We start from the raw sequence: 17,606 nt of genomic DNA on the forward strand, positions 1-17,606 counted from the left end.
AAAAACTTAACATAAAAAAAGGCTCCAATTAAATTGGAGCCTTTTTTTGTATATTAAATCGTCAATATAGAATTAGTCACGATCAACTAGTTCTACATAAGCCATTGGCGCGTTGTCACCATCACGGTAACCGCATTTTACAATACGCAAATAACCACCTGGACGAGTTTGGTAACGAGGACCTAACGTGCCAAATAGTTTGCCTACCATAGCTTTGCTACGCATACGACTAAATGCTAAACGACGATTTGCAACGCTGTCTTCTTTAGCCATAGTGATTAATGGCTCAGCAACGCGGCGTAGTTCTTTAGCTTTTGGTAATGTTGTTTTGATCAGTTCATGCTCAAATAATGAGTTGGTCATGTTCTGAAACATTGCCTTACGATGACTGCCGGTACGACCCAGCTTGACTCCACTCTTACGATGGCGCATAGTCAGATATCCTTAAAGTTTAACGGCTACGATAAGAAAAGCGATCATCAACACGTAAATCAGCTGGTGGCCAGTTGTCTAGACGCATCCCAAGCTCTAAATCTTTAGACGCTAGTACGTCTTTGATTTCGGTCAATGATTTCTTACCAAGATTTGGGGTTTTTAGTAGTTCAGTCTCTGAACGTTGTACCAAATCACCGATATAGTAAATGTTTTCAGCTTTCAAGCAGTTGGCTGAGCGAACCGTTAGTTCAAGATCATCCACAGGGCGTAAAAGCACTGGATCAACCTCTTCTTTTTCTTTCACAGGCTCAGGCGCTTCTTCAGCTTCTAGGTCAACAAAGATAGAAATCTGTTGTTGCAAAATAGTGGCTGCTTTACGAATTGCTTCTTCTGGATCTATAGTGCCATTAGTTTCAAGCTCAACGATAAGACGATCAAGATCAGTACGCTGCTCAACGCGAGCGTTTTCAACCTGATAAGCAACACGTAGCACAGGACTAAAGCTTGCATCAAGCTTTAAGCGTCCAATTGCTTTAGTATCACCATCTTCACGGCGCTGGTTTGCTGGCTCATATCCACGACCCATTACTACGCGCAAACGCATCTTAAGATGACCACGATCACTTAACGTACCCAACACCAAATCTGGATTGATGATGTCCACGTTGTGCGGTAACGCGATGTCTGCAGCAGTAATAGTGCCTGGACCTTGTTTATCCAAGGTCAAGAATACTTCATTTTGGTCATGAAGCGTAATTGCTAAGCCTTTTAAGTTCAAAAGCAAATCAAGCACGTCTTCTTGTAGTCCTTCAAGCGTTGAGTATTCATGGTCAACACCATCAATCTCGGCTTCAATGACTGCAGCACCAGGTAATGAAGATAATAAGATGCGACGTAGAGCATTACCTAAAGTATGCCCAAAGCCGCGTTCTAACGGTTCGAGCGTGACTTTCGCAATCGTTTCATTAACCGTATCCACGTTAATGGCGTTCGGCGTTAGAAACTCAGTTGCATTTAGCATCATGATGTCACCTCGATTTATTAAACTGGTTTAATTAACGTTAATTGCTCAACGCCATGATCATGACATTGAGCGGTACGTCATTTACTTAGAGTATAGCTCAACGATCAAGCTTTCATTGATTTCAGCAGGTAGATCAATACGATCAGGTGCTTGTTTAAACGTACCTTGTAGTTTGCTGTGATCAACATCTAGCCATTCTGGAATACCACGTTGTGACGCTAATTCAATAGCGTTTTTGATACGTAGCTGTTCGCGAGATTTCTCTTGGATAGCGATGACATCACCATCTTGAAGCTGAATTGATGGAATGTTCACACGAACAAACTCATCACGGCCAGCTTTTTTTACCATAACAGCGCGGTGGCTGACTAGCTGACGTGCTTCGGCGCGAGTTGAGCCAAAGCCCATGCGGTAAACTACGTTGTCTAGACGACTCTCTAGCATAGCTAGTAGGTTTTCACCAGTAGCACCACGCTTACGAGCAGCTTCTTTATAGTAATTAGCGAACTGACGTTCTAGTACACCGTAGATACGCTTAACTTTTTGTTTTTCACGTAGCTGCAAAGAGTACTCTGAGCTTTTGTTACGGCTCACACCGTGTTGACCAGGTGGACGTCCAGCTTTCTTTGTTTTTACGTCATATGGTTTAACACCAGACTTAAGGCCTAAGTCTGTACCTTCACGACGTGATAATTTGAGTTTTGGTCCAATATAGCGGGCCATTGTTATGTCTCCTATAAGCTCTTATAATAAAAAGCTTCGTCTTTAATATTAGACGCGGCGCTTTTTCGGCGCACGGCAACCATTGTGTGGGATTGGGGTTACATCAGAGATGCTGTTCACTTTATAACCCAATGCACCTAGTGCTCTTACCGCAGACTCACGACCCGGTCCTGGTCCTTTGACCAAAACATCGATATTCTTAACACCATATTCTTGAGCTGCTTTGCCAGCAACTTCAGCTGCAACCTGTGCTGCAAATGGTGTAGATTTACGTGAACCACGGAAGCCTTGTCCACCTGAAGTGGCCCAAGCCAGTGCATTACCTTGACGATCGGTAATCGTAACAATGGTGTTATTAAAAGACGCATGGATATGGGCTACGCCCTCCGATACTGAACGACGAGTCACTTTTTTGCGACTACGAGTGTCTTTAGCCATCTTTTAGCTTCCTAAGTTAATTATCTTTTGAGAGGGCGTGTCGGACCCTTACGAGTACGAGCGTTGTTTTTGGTATTCTGACCTCTAACTGGTAAGTTACGACGATGACGAATGCCACGGTAACAACCAAGATCTACCAAACGCTTGATATTCATCGACACTTCACGACGAAGGTCACCCTCAGTCGTGTAATTTGCAATTTGTGCACGGATAGCATCTAACTGTGTATCATCTAACTGACTAACTTTAGTAGTAGGGGCAATGCCAACTGCTTCTAGAATTTTCTGAGCAGTGGTACGACCTATACCAAAGATGTAAGTTAGTGAAATAACAGCATGCTTATTATCCGGAATGTTTACGCCGGCAATACGAGCCATTGATTTCTCTCCATTAAAGAAAAATAAGCGTTACTTGTTAATAAGGCATTATTTTTCAGATTTGTTGCTGTCAATACGAAAACTTTTATGATAATTATCACTGCTTTGACTCTATAACAAGTCTATTCATTAACGACATTATAAAAGTTTTGCATAAACTACGGCAAGTGGCGGATGATATCGCATCCGCCGTTATAATTCAAGTATTAATTTCATTTATAGTAAAGCTATGTTCACCTAAACTACTATTTATTAACCTTGACGCTGCTTGTGGCGTGGTTCTGCTGTGCAAATAACATGTACACGACCTTTACGGCGCACAACTTTACAGCTACCACAAATCTTTTTAACTGATGCTTGAACTTTCATAGCATACTCCTTGAAATATCACACTACTCTTTAAGATTGAGTAGGCGACTGAATTAACGTCTGATCATGATATTGATGGGTCATCAAATGCGCTTGAATTTGCGATATGAAATCCATTACCACAACCACCATAATCAGTAACGATGTACCGCCAAGATTGAATGGCACTCCAAATGATGATTGAATAACCATTGGCATTAAACAAATAACCGTCATGTATATCGCACCAATAAAAGTCAATCGGTTTAATACATGATCGAGGTAACGCTGAGTTTGCTGTCCTGGGCGAATACCTGGAATATACGCACCACTACGCTTAAGGTTTTCTGCAACTTCACGCGGACTAAATACCAATGCCGTATAAAAATAACAGAAGAAAATAATCATCGCACCAAACAATACAAGATACAGTGGCTGTCCAGGAGACAATACCAAGGCCATATTTTGTAGTATCTTTTGAGTAAAAGTAGGATCAGTTGAGTGACCCACCCACTGTCCTAAACTCGCTGGAAACAACAACAAAGAGCTAGCAAAAATAGCAGGGATAACGCCTGCCATGTTTAGCTTAAGCGGCAAATGTGACTGCTGCTGAGCATAGATTTTACGACCTTGTTGCTGTTTTTGAGCATAGTTCACTGGTACACGGCGCTGAGCTCGCTCAATATAAACAATACCAGCTGTTACCGCGACTCCTAAGACCACAAAAATAAATAGCACAATCAAGTTCATTTGTCCTTGATTGACCTGTTCAATAGATTGCGAAATCATACCTGGCGTACCAGCCACAATACTTGCAAAAATGAGCATTGAAATACCGTTACCAACCCCGCGCTCTGTAATCTGCTCACCTAGCCACATCAAGAACATAGCGCCTGCTACTAATGAAGTAACAGCAGGAATATAAAAGGTAAGGCCAGTAGATAATGTCAAGTTCTGACTGATTAAGCCAGCACACATTCCTAACGACTGTACTAAAGCCAAAGCAAGTGTTCCTTGGCGGGTATACTTGTTTAGCTTACGTCGTCCTGCTTCACCTTCTTTTTTGAGGGCTTCTAGCGATGGTACTACTGCCGACATCATCTGTACGATAATTGACGCTGAGATATATGGCATAATACCAAGTGCCATAATCGACATACGCTCTAAGGCACCGCCTGAAAACATGTTAAACATGCTCAGTATGGTATTTTCGTTACGCGAAAACAGATCAGCTAAGTTGACCGGATTAATACCTGGTACTGGAATATGTGACCCTAAACGATAAACAATCAATGCGCCGATTAAGAATAATAAACGTGTCCAAAGCTCATCATATTTACGGATGAAGGCAAATGGATTAAGTGGTATACCAGACGATGACATTGATTGTTTTGACACGTTACTACTCCTCGATGCTACCACCAGCAGCTTCGATTGCAAGCTTGGCGCCTTTAGTTACTTTAATACCTTTGAAAGTATAAGCTTTAGTAACTTCGCCTGATAACATAACACGGGCACGCTTCATATCATGACGGATAAGGTTAGCCGCTTTAAGCGTTTCTAGACTAACTACATCACCTTCAATTTTATTCAGTTCAGACAGACGAACTTCAGCAGTCGTCATTGCCATTTTACTGGTAAAACCGAATTTTGGTAGGCGACGATATAAAGGCATTTGGCCACCTTCAAATCCTGAGCGAATGCTAGAACCTGAACGCGATTTTTGACCTTTTACACCGCGGCCACCAGTCTTACCAAGACCTGAACCGATACCACGACCACGACGTTGGGCAGTTTTCTTTGCGCCAACACCTGGTGATAATTCATTTAATCTAAGTCCCATTACGCTTCCTCCACTTTTACCATGTAGTTGACGCGATTTACCATACCACGGGTTGAAGGAGTATCTTCAACTACCACACTATGATTAATACGGCGTAAACCCAATCCTTTCAAGCTCGCTTTGTGGCTCTTTAGGCGATGGGCACCCGATTTAAATTGAGTGACTTTCATTTTTTTCATCGTAACTCACCTAGTTTAAGTTAACCCAAGATTTCGTCTACAGATTTACCACGTTTCGCTGCCATCTTCTCTGGAGTTGACATATCACGTAAACCGTTAAACGTTGCACGAACAACATTAGCAGTATTGGTAGAACCATAACATTTAGTCAAAACATCTTTGACACCCGCAACTTCTAATACTGCACGCATTGCGCCACCAGCGATTACACCGGTACCTTCAGATGCAGGCTGCATAAAGACTTTACTTGCACCATGACGTGCTTTGATTGGATGATATAAAGTTGCATCATCAAGCTCAACAGTGATCATATTGCGTTTAGCAGCTTCTAGGGCTTTTTGAATAGCGGCTGGCACTTCACGTGCTTTACCACGACCAAAACCAACGCGACCATTACCATCACCAACTACAGTTAGTGCAGTGAATGAGAAGATACGACCACCTTTAACTACTTTTGCAACGCGATCAACAGTTACTAAACGTTCTACTAGACCATCGGTCTGTTCATTTTTATCATTTCTCGCCATGATTAAAACTCCAATCCATTTTCGCGAGCTGCTTCAGCTAAAGCTTTCACTCGACCATGATATTTAAAACCACTACGGTCAAAGGCAACTTTAGTAATACCAGCTGCTTTTGCGCGTTCTGCGATCAATTGGCCTACAGACGTCGCTGCATCAGCGTTACCAGTTGCGCCCGAGCGCAAGCTGCCGTCCAAGGTAGATGCCTGAGCAATCACTTCACCACCGTTAGGAGAGATAATCTGGGCATATATGTGCTTTGGCGTGCGATTAACCGTTAGACGATGAACGCCCAAAAAACGGATATGCGCGCGGGTTTTCTTAGCTCGACGCAGACGAGCTGCTTTTTTATCAAACATTTCAACTCACCTTATTTTTTCTTAGCTTCTTTACGAACGATACGCTCGTCGCTATAACGAATACCTTTACCTTTGTAAGGCTCTGGTGGGCGGAAACCACGGATATTAGCTGCTGCTTGACCAAGCTGCTGTTTATTGTTTGATTTTAAAACAATTTCAGTTTGCGTTGGCGTTTCAGCTGATACACCTTCAGGTAATGTATACTCTACTGGATGAGAGTAACCAACGTTTAGGGTCACTTTATTACCAGTAGCTTGTGCACGATAACCAACACCAATCAACTGAAGACGTTTTTCAAAACCTTCGTTGACGCCTGTAACATAGTTATTAATTAAGGCGCGCATAGTGCCAGTATGCATCATAGCTTCTTTTGAATCGACTGTAGGTGAGAGAATGATATTATCATCTTCCTGTTTCAGCTCGACCAATTCATGCAGGCGTAAAGACATAGTGCCATTTTTGCCTTTAACTTCGACCTGCCGATCGTTCAAAGTAACGCTTACACCACTAGGTAGCGTCACTGGGGCTTTAGCCACACGAGACATAGGAATATTCCTTGAAAAATTAAAACTTATATTAGCGAAAAAACTAACAGGCTAAAAAGCCTGCTAGTTTAGCATAATTGATCCAGTTAAACACCATCCAATTTTTGTAAAATTGTCAGATACTCGACTTTCTTTAGTTTGAATTATCTTTTATAGATTAATCAAACTAAGTAGGATTCAAATAGGTCTTATCGTTACCTTGTTTTTATGCAACAAATGCAACGATCTCGCCACCGATACCAGCAGCGCGAGCAGCACGATCACTCATGATGCCTTGACTGGTTGATACGATAGCAACACCCATACCTTGTTTAACAGTAGGGATAGCGTCTTTGCCGCGATGCTGGCGCAAACCAGGACGACTATAACGCTGAATGGTTTCGATGACAGCGCGGCCTTCGAAGTATTTTAATTCAATAGTAAGTGTCGCTTTATTGTTGTCTTCTTCAGTCACAACAGCACTTGCTACATAACCTTCACTAACTAATAAATCAGCAATTGATTTACGTAGCTTTGAACTTGGCATCGCTACGGATACTTTGTTAGCCATTTGTGCGTTACGGATACGGGTTAGCATATCTCCAACGGTATCTTGCATACTCATGTAATTACCCCTTACCAGCTTGCTTTACGAACACCAGGCACATCGCCTTGCATGACTCGTTCACGCAACATATTGCGTGATAAGCCAAACTTACGGAAGTAGCCATGAGGACGACCGGTGATAGCACAACGATTGCGCAGACGTACTGGCGATGAATTACGTGGTAGAGCTTGTAGCTCTAACATTGCATCCATACGCTCTTCGTCACTTGCATTCATATCACTGATGGTTTCTTTTAACTTAATACGCTTTTCTGCATATTTAGCAACCATTTTTTCGCGCTTTAATTCGCGGTTAATCATGCTCTTTTTTGCCATAACGTCTTTACCTTATTTAAATGGGAAGCCGAATGCTTTAAGTAACGCACGACCTTCTTCATCAGTACCAGCTGACGTAGTGATAGTCACATCCATACCACGAATACGATCAATCTTATCAAAGTCTACTTCTGGGAATACGATTTGTTCTTTGATACCCAATGAGTAGTTACCACGTCCGTCAAAGGCTTTAGGTGAAAAACCACGGAAATCGCGAATACGAGGAATTGCAATGGCAATGAGACGATCTAAAAATTCGTACATTTGCTCACCGCGTAGCGTTACTTTACAGCCAATCGGCCATTCTTCACGAATTTTAAAGCCAGCAACTGACTTACGCGCTTTGGTGACAACAGGCTTTTGACCAGCAATTGCAGTCATGTCAGATACAGCACCTTCAAGCAATTTCTTGTCTTGAGACGCACCGCCTACACCCATATTAAGTGTGACTTTAGTGATTTTAGGCACTTGCATCACGTTGTCTAAACCAAGCTCTTCTTTAATTTGCTGCTTTAGTTTATCGTTATATAAAGATTTTAATCTTGCCATTACCATTACACCCTTAGTGTCTTACGCAGTCGCCACTACTTCACCATTCGAACGATAGACGCGTTGTTTTTTGCCGTCTTCGCCGAATTGATAAGCAATACGGTCTGCTTTTTGGGTTTGCGCATTTAAGATTGCGACATTTGAAATATGCAAAAAAGCTTCTTGCTTAACGATACCACCTTCAACGCCAGTTGCCTGATTTGGCTTCTGATGTTTAGTGACAATGTTAATGCCTTCTACTTTAATACGATCATTTTTTACAGCTTGTACAGTACCTTGCTTGCCTTTATCTTTCCCAGCAATCACGATAACTGTATCGCCTTTACGTAATTTTGACATGGATTACCTCACAATACTTCTGGTGCTAGTGATACAATTTTCATAAACTGATCACCACGTAGTTCACGAGTTACCGGTCCAAAAATACGAGTTGCAATCGGTGCCTTGTTTTGGTTGAGCAATACCGCAGCATTGTCATCAAAACGTAGAACTGAACCATCAGGACGACGAACGCCTTTCTTGGTACGTACAACTACTGCATTCATCACGTCGCCTTTTTTAACACGACCACGAGGAATGGCTTCTTTAACCGTTACTTTAATAATGTCGCCAACTGATGCATAACGACGATGAGATCCACCCAGTACTTTAATGCACTGAACTCGCCTTGCACCGCTATTGTCTGCAACTTCCAGCATTGACTCAACCTGAATCATAGCGTTACTCCACACGTATGAGCAAAAAAACCAGTTGCTGCCGCTAGCACAGTATGAGTAGACGGCATTTTAATGTAAATAGCCGCACCTAACCCTTAATGTGAGTGATATACGACGGGCGCAATCAGCATCCTTAAAAAGGCGGCTATTTTAACAGCTTCTGGCCTTTAATGCAATTTACTTAGATTTTTTCTACTTTTTCAACCACATCAACTAAAGTCCAAGACTTAGTTTTTGAGATTGGACGCGTTTCTTTGATGCGGACAAGGTCGCCTTGTTGGCAAACATTATTCTCATCATGGGCTTTGATTTTCGTAGAACGACGAAGCTGTTTGCCATACAAAGGATGACGAACCAGACGCTCAATCAAAACCGTGATGGACTTGTCCATCTTGTCGCTGACAACTCGTCCTGTCAATACGCTAGCATTAGTAGCTGTTTGATTGTTATCGCTCATGAGTCGCCTCGTTGTTTCTCGTTAATCAAAGTCTGAATCTGAGCAATCGTACGACGATTGCCTCTGACTTCATGGGTATTACCCAACTGACCAGTTGCTTTAGCCATACGAATACGGAAAGCATCAAGTTGCTTTTCATCAAGTAACTGGGTCAGTTCTTCTAATGATTTATCACGTAATTCACTGATCTTCATTACATTATCGTCCGCTTAACAATGGTAGTTTTAAAGGGCAGTTTTGCTGCAGCAAGCGTTAAGGCATCGCGAGCAAGCTCTTCTGAAACCCCTTCGATTTCATATAGCACTTTACCAGGCTTGATTTCACATACCCAATACTCGACAGGACCTTTACCTTTACCCATACGTACTTCTAATGGCTTGTTGGTAATTGGTTTGTCTGGGAATACACGAATCCAAATCTTACCACCACGTTTAATCTTACGAGTAATGGTACGACGTGCTGCTTCAATTTGACGAGCTGTCATACGACCACGCGTCAATGATTTTAGACCAATTTGTCCGAATGCAACGGTGCTTCCACGATGAGCGAGCCCAGTGTTACGACCTTTGTGCATTTTACGAAACTTGGTACGTTTTGGCTGTAACATAGTTTAACCTCTGTCTGAGTTTCGACGGTTTCCACGACCACGGCGTTTTGGCGCACGAGGCTTCTCTTCGTTGACGGGATTATACACACTGTTCATACCGTCAAGGATCTCTCCGCGGAAAATCCAAACTTTAACACCGATGGTGCCGTAAGTTGTCTCTGCACGAATTGACGCATAGTCAATATCAGCACGGAGTGTATGCAATGGCACACGACCTTCACGGTACCATTCAGTACGAGCAATTTCAGCACCGCCAAGACGGCCAGACAGCTCAACTTTAATACCTTTAGCACCAGAACGCATGCTGTTTTGTACAGCGCGCTTCATCGCACGACGGAACATAACACGGCGCTCAAGCTGGCTACCAATACCGTCTGCTACCAAACGTGCGTCAAGATCAGGCGATGTGATTTCTTCAATGTTGACCTGAGCAGGTACGCCCATAATTTTGGTCAATTCTTTTTGAAGTTTTTCGATATCTTCGCCTTTTTTACCAATCACAATGCCAGGACGCGCAGTAGAGATTGTAATCTTAGCAGCACCAGTAGGACGCTCGATCATAATATTACTGATCATAGCATTGTCTAGCTTTTTGCGAAGATACTCACGAACTTGGATGTCGTTGATTAGGTATTCTGAGTATTGTTTAGGGTTAGCATACCAATTTGCATTATGCTTTTTTACAACACCAAGACGAATTCCGATTGGATGTACTTTTTGACCCATAACTTATTCTCCTACCTTTATAGTGATGTGACAGGTACGCTTACTGATACGATCAGCACGACCTTTAGCACGTGGTAGGATACGCTTTAGCGTAATGCCTTCATCAACGTAGATAGTAGCGACTTTTAGGTCGTCAATATCTAAGCCATGATTATGTTCGGCATTGGCGATGGCTGAATTAAGGCATTTCTTAACAAACACAGCGCCTTTTTTATTGCTATACGTTAGGATATCCAAAGCACGCTCAATAGATTTGCCGCGAACTTCATCAGCAACGAGTCTAACTTTTTGTGCCGATATGGCGGCACCGCGTAATTTTGCAGTTACTTCCATGGTAAGCACCTTATCTCTTAGCTTTTTTGTCAATGCCATGACCACGATATGTACGAGTCGGGGCAAATTCACCTAGTTTATGACCAACCATCTGCTCACTTACGATAACCGGTACATGAGTACGGCCATTATGAACAGATAAAGTTAGGCCAACCATTTGTGGCAGAATCATCGAGCGGCGCGACCAAGTTTTAATGGGTTTGCGTGAGTTGGTGTCGATAGCATTTTCAACTTTAGCAAACAGATGCGCGTCTATGAATGGACCTTTTTTCAATGAACGAGGCATGAGATTCTTCCTTTATTTCTTCTTGGCGCGACGGCGACGGATGATCATATTGTCAGTACGCTTATTGTGACGCGTTTTAAGTCCTTTAGACTTCTGACCCCAAGGGCTAGTTGGATGGCGCCCTTTATTACGACCTTCACCACCACCATGTGGGTGATCAACTGGGTTCATCGCAACACCACGAACCGTAGGACGAACACCACGCCAACGTGAAGCACCGGCTTTACCAAGTGATTTTAGGTTGTTTTCGGTGTTAGAAACTTCACCGATAACTGCACGGCAGTTAACGTGTACACGACGAGTTTCGCCAGAACGCATACGAAGAATCGCATAAATGCCATCACGACCTAGTAACTGTACGCTTGCACCCGCAGAACGAGCCATCTGTGCACCTTTACCGATTTTAAGCTCGATATTGTGAATCACAGTACCCAATGGGATGTTTTTAAGCGGTAGGCAGTTACCTGGACGAATTGGTGAAGTTTCACCTGACATTACTGTGTCACCAACTGCTTGTTTTTTAGCAGCGATGATGTAACGACGTTCGCCATCAGCGTATTTAAGTAATGCAATATGTGCAGTACGGTTAGGATCGTATTCGATACGCTCAACCACAGCTGGAATATTGTCTTTAGTACGCTTAAAGTCAATAATACGATAATGATGCTTATGACCACCGCCAACGTGGCGAGTCGTTATGCGACCATTATTGTTACGACCACCTGACTTACTTTTTGATTCGACAAGTGCTGCATAAGGACGACCTTTGTAAAGGTGTGGATGCACCACTTTTTCAACAAAACGACGGCCTGGTGATGTTGGCTTTGCTTTTACGATAGGCATGATTGTAATCCTTATTCGTTGTTCGCTGTTTCACTAGTAGATTCAGTCGCGCTTGCAACTTCTTCACCAGCATCAGCCATTTGTACATCTTGACCAGCTTTTAAGGTAACATAGGCTTTTTTATAGTCATTACGACGGCCAATACTCTTACCAAAACGCTTTGTCTTACCTTTAACATTCAAAGTGTTCACTTTAGTAACTTCAACACCTTCAAACATCAACTCAACTGCTTTTTTGACTTCAAGCTTAGTAGCGTTAGAGTCAACTTTAAATACCTGTACACCAAGTGAGTCACCAAGCATTTGAGATTTTTCTGAGAAGACAGGCCCTCTTAAGACCTGATAAAGTCTTGCGTTATTCATGCTAGTGCTTCCTCAAATTGTTTCGCAGCTTCAACTGACATGACCACTTTATCAAATGCGATCAAACTCACTGGATCCACTTCAGATGTACCTAGTACATTGACATGTGGAATGTTGCGAGCGGCTAAGTATAAGTTTTCGTCAACTTCTTTAGTAACGATAAGTGCACGAGGTGCATTTAGTTCACTTAACTTTGCAATCAGCTCTTTGGTCTTAGGAGCAGAGATACTTAATTCTTCAACCAAGATCAGACGCTCTTGACGTACCAATTCGGCTAAGATGCACTGCATAGCACCGCGATACATTTTGCGGTTAACTTTTTGTGACCAGTCTTGTGGTTTTGCAGCAAATGCACGACCACCAGAACGCCAGATTGGACTACGAATAGAACCTGCACGAGCGCGACCAGTACCTTTTTGGCGCCATGGCTTGATGCCACCGCCAGAAACTTCGGCACGGGTCTTTTGCGCACGTGTACCTTGACGAGCACCTGCAAGATATGCAGTGACGACTTGATGCACTAATGCTTCGTTGAATTCACGACCAAAAGCCGTATCAGAAAGCTCAACCGCCGCACCTGTAACTGTTTTTAAATCCACGTTAATCCCCTTGCTTAGGCTTTGATTGACGGACGTACGATAACGTCGCCACCGGTGGCACCTGGGATAGCACCCTTGATGACAAGTAACCCTTTTTCGGCATCAACCGAAACCACTTCTAGGCCTTGAACGGTGACACGTTTGTTACCCATCTGACCTGGCATCTTCTTGCCTTTGAATACTTTACCTGGTGACTGGTTTTGACCAGTTGAACCAAGGGCGCGATGAGATACTGAGTTACCATGAGTGGCATCTTGCATGCTAAAGTTGTGACGCTTTACGCCGCCTTGAAAGCCTTTACCTTTACTCTGTCCTGTGACATCAACCATCTGACCTTGTTCAAACAAGTCAGCTAGGATCTCACCACCAATCTCACGACCTTCAAGATCGCTATCATTGGCACGAAATTCCCAAACACCACGACCAGCTTTAACGCCAGCCTTTGCGAAGTGACCTTTCTGTGCGGCTGTTACGCGGCTGTCACGACGGGTACCTGTGGTGATTTGAATGGCTTGATAGCCATCTACATCAGTATTTTTTAATTGAGTAATGCGGTTTGCACTAACCTCAATCACTGTTACAGGGATAGAGGCACCTGTTTCAGTGAAGATACGGGTCATGCCGCATTTTTTACCGACTAAACCGATCGCCATTTTAGACCTCTTTATATCTTATATTAATGAGTTGGGCGTTTAATATGCATTAACCCAAAGCAATTTGAACGTCAACGCCCGCCGCTAAGTCTAACTTCATTAACGCGTCCACAGTTTTGTCAGTAGGCTGAACAATATCAACCATACGCTTGTGAGTACGAATTTCGTACTGATCACGAGCATCTTTGTTGACGTGTGGCGAGGTTAGAACGTTGAAGCGCTCAATGCGAGTCGGCAACGGTACAGGACCACAAACTTGCGCACCGGTGCGCTTTGCAGTATCGACGATCTCTTGTGCAGATTGATCAATCAAACGATGATCAAAAGACTTAAGACGGATACGGATTCTCTGGTTAGCCATGCCAGCAAGCTCCTAATATGTGCCTTGATCATTCTTGCTTTGCAAGTAAATGAGCAAAAGCCGTTTGGTTAAATATTCACTTAAAGCGGCCTTCTGTTCTTAACCAGAATGAGTTCTTTAATGGAACTTATAGCGTGCTAAAAGCAAAATAGTTTAAAGCCCCGCCAATCCTCCTATTCGTATAGAGGTCAGCAAAGGCATAATGAAATAGTGCTAGAAACGATGCTCTAGCTGTCATAGCGCCAGCTGTTTTATGGGCTGCGCGTATATAATTCAGTGGTGTGTATTATACAGAGTATTTATCTGATTGCAAGCTCTTATAAAAACGTCTTTTATGAGAATAACGTTTTTAAATTATGGAAAGCTAAAATAATATTTTAGACAATGCTTAATCTAAAACAATGTCATATTGCTCTTGGGTATATAGGTTTTCTACTTCAAATGTAATCACTCTCCCTAGCAAATACTCAAGATCTGCAACAGTATCTGCTTCTGAGGTCAACAGTAAATCAATAACTGCTGCATGAGCGACGACGGTGAATTTCTTTGGTGAGTTATAAGTACGAGCGCAGCGCATCATCTCGCGAAATATCTCAAAACAAACGGTTTCAGCCGTTTTGACAAACCCGCGACCTTGACAAGTAGAGCAAGGCTCGCACAGTTGCTGTCCTAAAGATTCACGCGTACGCTTACGTGTCATCTCTACCAGTCCAAGCTCACTAACTTGGGTGATATTGGTTTTGGCATAATCTTCGGTCAATTGCTGCTGCAAGCTGCTTAGGACATCATCCTTATGCTCTTGCTCCAGCATATCGATAAAGTCGAGAATGATAATACCACCTAGGTTACGCAGGCGTAATTGGCGGGCGATGGCATGTGTGGCTTCAAGATTGGTCTTATAGACGGTATCTTCTAATGAGCGTCCCCCAACAAAAGAGCCTGTATTGACATCGATGGTGGTCATCGCTTCTGTCTGATCGATGATTAAATAGCCACCCGATTTAAGATCAACACGGCGTTTGAGGGCGTCGCGTAGATCGTCTTCGACACGGTGCACATCAAATAATGCTGGCTCAGCGGTATAATGTACAATACGATCATAAATAAAAGGCACAAACTCTTTAGCAAAGTACCGTACCTGCTCATAAACTTGGGCATTATCAATAATGACTTTTTCAGTATCAGCATGTACCAGGTCACGTATGGAGCGCAGCGGTAACGATAACTCTTGATAAATAAGCTCAGAGCTTTGATGATGATTTATCTCTTGGCGGCGCGCGCAAATAGTCCGCCACAACTGGACAAGATAATAAATATCTTCTTCGAGCTTATTTAAAGGTACGCGCTCAGCGGCGGTACGAGCAATTAACCCCCCTTTTAAACTGACTGTCTGCATTAAACTTGTCAGCTCAGTTTTTAAGCGAGTACGCTCGTCTTCGCTATCGATACGCTGAGAGATACCAACGTGATCGCTTGATGGCAGATATACAAGATAACGTGATGGTAGTGAGATATTGGTCGTTAAGCGGGCGCCTTTACTGCCTAGTTGATCTTTGGTCACTTGTACGAGGATACGCTGTCCTTCGTGTAGGCGATGTTGGATCAGAGTCTTATTAGATACGGGTACGATTTCGGTAGTCTGAGCACTGACAATAGGTGGCGTCATACCCAAACTATCAGCCGGAGTTGCGCTACTATCTGCGATGACTTCTGTCTCTACAAAAGATTGATTTTTGCTCTTTGGCGTAGGTTTTGGCTCACGCTGCATATCATTGACATGTAAGAACGCGGTTCGTGATTGACCGATATCAACGAATGCTGCTTGCATACCAGGTAATACGCGTACTACCGTTCCTAAGTAGATATTACCAACCAAACCCAATTTATGATGACGCTCTATATAAATCTCACCGAGCACACCGTTATCTAAGACAGCCACGCGGCATTCCATCGGACTGACATTAATTAGCAGCTCTTCAGACATATTTTTTCTCTTATTTATTACTTATGGTACTTATTAATCATAAATGGCTTTACAATAAAAAGCAGTCTTTTAAAATCACAGTCTAACAAATGTCCCATCCCCCTGCCCACTATCCTGCCGTGTCATTATGTGACTGCTCACTTTTTCGTTTATTTCATAAACAGTATTTATATTTGTTTGTGATTGTTTTCATAGGCTTTAGTTGCCTCCTCAATCAATGCTAGCGTTTGCGCTAATGGCAAGCCTACGACATTGGTATAGCTGCCATTGATACGTGTCACCCACGCAGCCGCTAAACCTTGAATAGCATAACCACCCGCTTTATCAGTTGGCTCACCACTGTCCCAGTAATCACGCATCATATCTTGTGTTAAAGGAACAAAGGTCACATCTGTAGACTCAATGATTTGCTTTTGCCAGACCGCTTTTAATGATCTGTCATATAGCTCTTTTCCTTTGTCAGTAAACGACACCAAAGTTGCTTGGACAGCAGTCCATACTTGATGAGTGCTATCAGACATTTGCTGCCACATGTGATAAGCATGAGCGCGATCTGCCGGCTTGACAAGAACTGTGTGACCATCTGGCAACACTCCAATAGTATCAGCCGTTAGAATAATAACCGATGTCGCAGATTGAGAAGATTCAAAAACCTTATTCTGATAGTCTGTCTTTAATTGCACAATAGCCGCATCGGCCTTAGCTGCAATCATGCGTTGAATATACTCTTTTGGAGACTCATTATCATCGGGAGTTTCATCAATATCAACACTCATGATATTGAGCTCAAGCTTAGCATTGGTTAGAAGCTTACGACGACGCGGTGAACCAGAAGCCAATATAATATTCATTACTACCCTCTTATTATTGTTAAGACTTTACTATGCTTGAGCTATAGGCTAACTAAAAATTAACGCGCAAATCCACGCAATATTAACAGTATGAGAGGCCAACTTAAGATACTCATTAATAAAGACAATCCTGATTGTGCAACGAATAAGCCTTGGGTCATTAGCTGCAACACCCATAGAGTAAGCTGAAATACAATCAAGCCTACAGCCGCTAAAAACCAAGCGCTAAGCGTATTCAATTGTTTGATTTGAAGACTACCGACTCTAAGTGCTAATACCATGACGACCGCTGCAAATGCTTGCTGCCCAAGATGAGTATCCATCAATAAGTCGGCAATGATTCCAATCGTAAAAGCGGTAAAAATACCAACATAACGTGGCTGAAACAACAACCAAAATATCAGCACCATCATCATGATCATGGGACGTAATGTTGCCATGCTTGGGCTTAATGGGTAAACACTAGGTGATGAGGCAACCACAAAGCTTAATACGATTGCAATAAGTATCTTGCTAGATGAATGCTCAGAATTCGAAAACGCCATGAATGCTTGCCTTAACGATTA

31 protein-coding genes are annotated in these 17,606 nt (G+C 42.8%); all 31 read right to left on the reverse strand.

Annotation, left to right across the window (positions count from 1 at the left end):
* Positions 1-72: 72 nt before the first annotated feature.
* Complete coding sequence (rplQ, locus tag Q0895_RS02930; protein WP_021813387.1) at positions 73-432, reverse strand: 50S ribosomal protein L17; 360 nt, start codon at positions 430-432, stop codon at positions 73-75.
* Between the two features lie 19 nt (positions 433-451).
* Complete coding sequence (rpoA, locus tag Q0895_RS02935) at positions 452-1,459, reverse strand: DNA-directed RNA polymerase subunit alpha (protein WP_299185410.1); 1,008 nt, start codon at positions 1,457-1,459, stop codon at positions 452-454.
* Between the two features lie 81 nt (positions 1,460-1,540).
* A complete protein-coding gene (gene rpsD, locus Q0895_RS02940) occupies positions 1,541-2,182 on the reverse strand; it encodes a 30S ribosomal protein S4 (RefSeq protein ID WP_201574040.1) in 642 nt (213 codons plus the stop codon).
* A gap of 48 nt (positions 2,183-2,230) precedes the next feature.
* Positions 2,231-2,620 carry a 30S ribosomal protein S11 gene (gene rpsK, locus Q0895_RS02945; RefSeq protein ID WP_058368279.1) on the reverse strand — a complete coding sequence of 130 codons (390 nt, stop codon included), beginning with the start codon at positions 2,618-2,620 and terminating at the stop codon, positions 2,231-2,233.
* A gap of 20 nt (positions 2,621-2,640) precedes the next feature.
* A complete protein-coding gene (rpsM, locus tag Q0895_RS02950; protein ID WP_299185413.1) occupies positions 2,641-2,997 on the reverse strand; it encodes a 30S ribosomal protein S13 in 357 nt (118 codons plus the stop codon).
* 252 nt (positions 2,998-3,249) lie between these two features.
* A complete protein-coding gene (gene rpmJ, locus Q0895_RS02955) occupies positions 3,250-3,366 on the reverse strand; it encodes a 50S ribosomal protein L36 (protein WP_011279805.1) in 117 nt (38 codons plus the stop codon).
* 30 nt (positions 3,367-3,396) lie between these two features.
* On the reverse strand, positions 3,397-4,728 hold the full coding sequence (gene secY, locus Q0895_RS02960; protein WP_178379383.1) for a preprotein translocase subunit SecY: 1,332 nt from the start codon (positions 4,726-4,728) through the stop codon (positions 3,397-3,399).
* Positions 4,729-4,747: 19 nt separating this feature from the next.
* On the reverse strand, positions 4,748-5,188 hold the full coding sequence (gene rplO, locus Q0895_RS02965; RefSeq protein ID WP_299185414.1) for a 50S ribosomal protein L15: 441 nt from the start codon (positions 5,186-5,188) through the stop codon (positions 4,748-4,750).
* A complete protein-coding gene (rpmD, locus tag Q0895_RS02970; protein ID WP_058368275.1) occupies positions 5,188-5,367 on the reverse strand; it encodes a 50S ribosomal protein L30 in 180 nt (59 codons plus the stop codon). Before rpmD ends, rplO begins: the two co-directional genes overlap by 1 nt.
* A 20-nt stretch (positions 5,368-5,387) precedes the next feature.
* Positions 5,388-5,894, reverse strand: coding sequence for a 30S ribosomal protein S5 (gene rpsE, locus Q0895_RS02975; protein ID WP_299185418.1), 507 nt, complete (start codon positions 5,892-5,894; stop codon positions 5,388-5,390).
* 2 nt (positions 5,895-5,896) lie between these two features.
* Positions 5,897-6,247, reverse strand: coding sequence for a 50S ribosomal protein L18 (rplR, locus tag Q0895_RS02980; protein WP_058368273.1), 351 nt, complete (start codon positions 6,245-6,247; stop codon positions 5,897-5,899).
* A gap of 11 nt (positions 6,248-6,258) precedes the next feature.
* A complete protein-coding gene (rplF, locus tag Q0895_RS02985) occupies positions 6,259-6,792 on the reverse strand; it encodes a 50S ribosomal protein L6 (protein WP_299185421.1) in 534 nt (177 codons plus the stop codon).
* A 205-nt stretch (positions 6,793-6,997) separates the two neighbouring features.
* Complete coding sequence (rpsH, locus tag Q0895_RS02990) at positions 6,998-7,396, reverse strand: 30S ribosomal protein S8 (RefSeq protein WP_299185422.1); 399 nt, start codon at positions 7,394-7,396, stop codon at positions 6,998-7,000.
* Positions 7,397-7,407: 11 nt separating this feature from the next.
* Positions 7,408-7,713: a 30S ribosomal protein S14 gene (rpsN, locus tag Q0895_RS02995; RefSeq protein WP_058368270.1), complete on the reverse strand. Its 306-nt coding sequence runs from the start codon at positions 7,711-7,713 to the stop codon at positions 7,408-7,410.
* 12 nt (positions 7,714-7,725) lie between these two features.
* Complete coding sequence (gene rplE, locus Q0895_RS03000; protein ID WP_058368269.1) at positions 7,726-8,262, reverse strand: 50S ribosomal protein L5; 537 nt, start codon at positions 8,260-8,262, stop codon at positions 7,726-7,728.
* A gap of 21 nt (positions 8,263-8,283) precedes the next feature.
* Positions 8,284-8,601: a 50S ribosomal protein L24 gene (gene rplX / locus Q0895_RS03005; protein WP_299185427.1), complete on the reverse strand. Its 318-nt coding sequence runs from the start codon at positions 8,599-8,601 to the stop codon at positions 8,284-8,286.
* An 8-nt stretch (positions 8,602-8,609) separates the two neighbouring features.
* On the reverse strand, positions 8,610-8,978 hold the full coding sequence (gene rplN / locus Q0895_RS03010) for a 50S ribosomal protein L14 (protein WP_010196702.1): 369 nt from the start codon (positions 8,976-8,978) through the stop codon (positions 8,610-8,612).
* Between the two features lie 181 nt (positions 8,979-9,159).
* Positions 9,160-9,435, reverse strand: a complete 276-nt coding sequence (gene rpsQ, locus Q0895_RS03015; protein ID WP_021813375.1) for a 30S ribosomal protein S17 — start codon at positions 9,433-9,435, stop codon at positions 9,160-9,162.
* Positions 9,432-9,629 (reverse strand): 50S ribosomal protein L29, encoded by a 198-nt coding sequence (gene rpmC / locus Q0895_RS03020; RefSeq protein ID WP_010196696.1) that lies wholly within the window; start codon positions 9,627-9,629, stop codon positions 9,432-9,434. Before rpmC ends, rpsQ begins: the two co-directional genes overlap by 4 nt.
* A complete protein-coding gene (gene rplP / locus Q0895_RS03025) occupies positions 9,629-10,042 on the reverse strand; it encodes a 50S ribosomal protein L16 (protein WP_025644399.1) in 414 nt (137 codons plus the stop codon). The genes rpmC and rplP overlap by 1 nt, the downstream gene beginning before the upstream one ends.
* Before the next feature lie 3 nt (positions 10,043-10,045).
* A complete protein-coding gene (gene rpsC / locus Q0895_RS03030) occupies positions 10,046-10,768 on the reverse strand; it encodes a 30S ribosomal protein S3 (RefSeq protein WP_299185429.1) in 723 nt (240 codons plus the stop codon).
* A 3-nt stretch (positions 10,769-10,771) separates the two neighbouring features.
* Positions 10,772-11,101 carry a 50S ribosomal protein L22 gene (rplV, locus tag Q0895_RS03035; RefSeq protein ID WP_021813373.1) on the reverse strand — a complete coding sequence of 110 codons (330 nt, stop codon included), beginning with the start codon at positions 11,099-11,101 and terminating at the stop codon, positions 10,772-10,774.
* Between the two features lie 10 nt (positions 11,102-11,111).
* Entirely contained in the window at positions 11,112-11,387 is a 276-nt protein-coding gene (rpsS, locus tag Q0895_RS03040; RefSeq protein ID WP_058368265.1) for a 30S ribosomal protein S19, read from the reverse strand.
* 12 nt (positions 11,388-11,399) lie between these two features.
* Positions 11,400-12,230, reverse strand: a complete 831-nt coding sequence (rplB, locus tag Q0895_RS03045; RefSeq protein WP_299185430.1) for a 50S ribosomal protein L2 — start codon at positions 12,228-12,230, stop codon at positions 11,400-11,402.
* 11 nt (positions 12,231-12,241) lie between these two features.
* Positions 12,242-12,592 (reverse strand): 50S ribosomal protein L23, encoded by a 351-nt coding sequence (rplW, locus tag Q0895_RS03050; RefSeq protein WP_058368263.1) that lies wholly within the window; start codon positions 12,590-12,592, stop codon positions 12,242-12,244.
* On the reverse strand, positions 12,589-13,191 hold the full coding sequence (gene rplD / locus Q0895_RS03055; RefSeq protein WP_058368262.1) for a 50S ribosomal protein L4: 603 nt from the start codon (positions 13,189-13,191) through the stop codon (positions 12,589-12,591). The genes rplW and rplD overlap by 4 nt, the downstream gene beginning before the upstream one ends.
* 14 nt (positions 13,192-13,205) lie before the next feature.
* On the reverse strand, positions 13,206-13,844 hold the full coding sequence (rplC, locus tag Q0895_RS03060; protein WP_058368261.1) for a 50S ribosomal protein L3: 639 nt from the start codon (positions 13,842-13,844) through the stop codon (positions 13,206-13,208).
* A 49-nt stretch (positions 13,845-13,893) separates the two neighbouring features.
* A complete protein-coding gene (gene rpsJ / locus Q0895_RS03065; RefSeq protein ID WP_010196670.1) occupies positions 13,894-14,205 on the reverse strand; it encodes a 30S ribosomal protein S10 in 312 nt (103 codons plus the stop codon).
* A 388-nt stretch (positions 14,206-14,593) separates the two neighbouring features.
* Positions 14,594-16,189, reverse strand: a complete 1,596-nt coding sequence (locus tag Q0895_RS03070; RefSeq protein ID WP_299185434.1) for an Rne/Rng family ribonuclease — start codon at positions 16,187-16,189, stop codon at positions 14,594-14,596.
* Between the two features lie 167 nt (positions 16,190-16,356).
* On the reverse strand, positions 16,357-17,040 hold the full coding sequence (locus tag Q0895_RS03075; protein ID WP_299185436.1) for a Maf family protein: 684 nt from the start codon (positions 17,038-17,040) through the stop codon (positions 16,357-16,359).
* A 59-nt stretch (positions 17,041-17,099) separates the two neighbouring features.
* Positions 17,100-17,585 (reverse strand): rod shape-determining protein MreD, encoded by a 486-nt coding sequence (gene mreD, locus Q0895_RS03080; protein ID WP_299185437.1) that lies wholly within the window; start codon positions 17,583-17,585, stop codon positions 17,100-17,102.
* Positions 17,586-17,606: the final 21 nt, after the last annotated feature.

Origin of the sequence: uncultured Psychrobacter sp. (assembly GCF_947495825.1) — a bacterium.
Lineage (GTDB): Bacteria > Pseudomonadota > Gammaproteobacteria > Pseudomonadales > Moraxellaceae > Psychrobacter.

Excerpts from the sequence above, each read along its gene's own strand:
- rpmJ (WP_011279805.1), bottom strand. The coding sequence starts at position 3,366 with ATGAAAGTTCAAGCATCAGTTAAAAAGATTTGTGGTAGCTGTAAAGTT.
- rplN (WP_010196702.1), bottom strand. The coding sequence starts at position 8,978 with ATGATTCAGGTTGAGTCAATGCTGGAAGTTGCAGACAATAGCGGTGCA.
- rpsK (WP_058368279.1), bottom strand. The coding sequence starts at position 2,620 with ATGGCTAAAGACACTCGTAGTCGCAAAAAAGTGACTCGTCGTTCAGTA.
- rplV (WP_021813373.1), bottom strand. The coding sequence starts at position 11,101 with ATGGAAGTAACTGCAAAATTACGCGGTGCCGCCATATCGGCACAAAAA.
- rpoA (WP_299185410.1), bottom strand. The coding sequence starts at position 1,459 with ATGATGCTAAATGCAACTGAGTTTCTAACGCCGAACGCCATTAACGTG.
- rpsM (WP_299185413.1), bottom strand. The coding sequence starts at position 2,997 with ATGGCTCGTATTGCCGGCGTAAACATTCCGGATAATAAGCATGCTGTT.
- rplB (WP_299185430.1), bottom strand. The coding sequence starts at position 12,230 with ATGCCTATCGTAAAAGCAAAGCCAACATCACCAGGCCGTCGTTTTGTT.
- mreD (WP_299185437.1), bottom strand. The coding sequence starts at position 17,585 with ATGGCGTTTTCGAATTCTGAGCATTCATCTAGCAAGATACTTATTGCA.
- rpsE (WP_299185418.1), bottom strand. The coding sequence starts at position 5,894 with ATGGCGAGAAATGATAAAAATGAACAGACCGATGGTCTAGTAGAACGT.
- rplX (WP_299185427.1), bottom strand. The coding sequence starts at position 8,601 with ATGTCAAAATTACGTAAAGGCGATACAGTTATCGTGATTGCTGGGAAA.
- rpmD (WP_058368275.1), bottom strand. The coding sequence starts at position 5,367 with ATGAAAAAAATGAAAGTCACTCAATTTAAATCGGGTGCCCATCGCCTA.
- rplR (WP_058368273.1), bottom strand. The coding sequence starts at position 6,247 with ATGTTTGATAAAAAAGCAGCTCGTCTGCGTCGAGCTAAGAAAACCCGC.
- rpsH (WP_299185422.1), bottom strand. The coding sequence starts at position 7,396 with ATGAGTATGCAAGATACCGTTGGAGATATGCTAACCCGTATCCGTAAC.
- rplE (WP_058368269.1), bottom strand. The coding sequence starts at position 8,262 with ATGGCAAGATTAAAATCTTTATATAACGATAAACTAAAGCAGCAAATT.
- rpsD (WP_201574040.1), bottom strand. The coding sequence starts at position 2,182 with ATGGCCCGCTATATTGGACCAAAACTCAAATTATCACGTCGTGAAGGT.
- rplW (WP_058368263.1), bottom strand. The coding sequence starts at position 12,592 with ATGAATAACGCAAGACTTTATCAGGTCTTAAGAGGGCCTGTCTTCTCA.
- rplC (WP_058368261.1), bottom strand. The coding sequence starts at position 13,844 with ATGGCGATCGGTTTAGTCGGTAAAAAATGCGGCATGACCCGTATCTTC.
- rpsC (WP_299185429.1), bottom strand. The coding sequence starts at position 10,768 with ATGGGTCAAAAAGTACATCCAATCGGAATTCGTCTTGGTGTTGTAAAA.
- rpsJ (WP_010196670.1), bottom strand. The coding sequence starts at position 14,205 with ATGGCTAACCAGAGAATCCGTATCCGTCTTAAGTCTTTTGATCATCGT.
- secY (WP_178379383.1), bottom strand. The coding sequence starts at position 4,728 with ATGTCATCGTCTGGTATACCACTTAATCCATTTGCCTTCATCCGTAAA.
- rpmC (WP_010196696.1), bottom strand. The coding sequence starts at position 9,629 with ATGAAGATCAGTGAATTACGTGATAAATCATTAGAAGAACTGACCCAG.
- rplP (WP_025644399.1), bottom strand. The coding sequence starts at position 10,042 with ATGTTACAGCCAAAACGTACCAAGTTTCGTAAAATGCACAAAGGTCGT.
- Q0895_RS03070 (WP_299185434.1), bottom strand. The coding sequence starts at position 16,189 with ATGTCTGAAGAGCTGCTAATTAATGTCAGTCCGATGGAATGCCGCGTG.
- rplF (WP_299185421.1), bottom strand. The coding sequence starts at position 6,792 with ATGTCTCGTGTGGCTAAAGCCCCAGTGACGCTACCTAGTGGTGTAAGC.
- rplQ (WP_021813387.1), bottom strand. The coding sequence starts at position 432 with ATGCGCCATCGTAAGAGTGGAGTCAAGCTGGGTCGTACCGGCAGTCAT.
- rpsS (WP_058368265.1), bottom strand. The coding sequence starts at position 11,387 with ATGCCTCGTTCATTGAAAAAAGGTCCATTCATAGACGCGCATCTGTTT.
- rplO (WP_299185414.1), bottom strand. The coding sequence starts at position 5,188 with ATGGGACTTAGATTAAATGAATTATCACCAGGTGTTGGCGCAAAGAAA.
- rpsN (WP_058368270.1), bottom strand. The coding sequence starts at position 7,713 with ATGGCAAAAAAGAGCATGATTAACCGCGAATTAAAGCGCGAAAAAATG.
- Q0895_RS03075 (WP_299185436.1), bottom strand. The coding sequence starts at position 17,040 with ATGAATATTATATTGGCTTCTGGTTCACCGCGTCGTCGTAAGCTTCTA.
- rpsQ (WP_021813375.1), bottom strand. The coding sequence starts at position 9,435 with ATGAGCGATAACAATCAAACAGCTACTAATGCTAGCGTATTGACAGGA.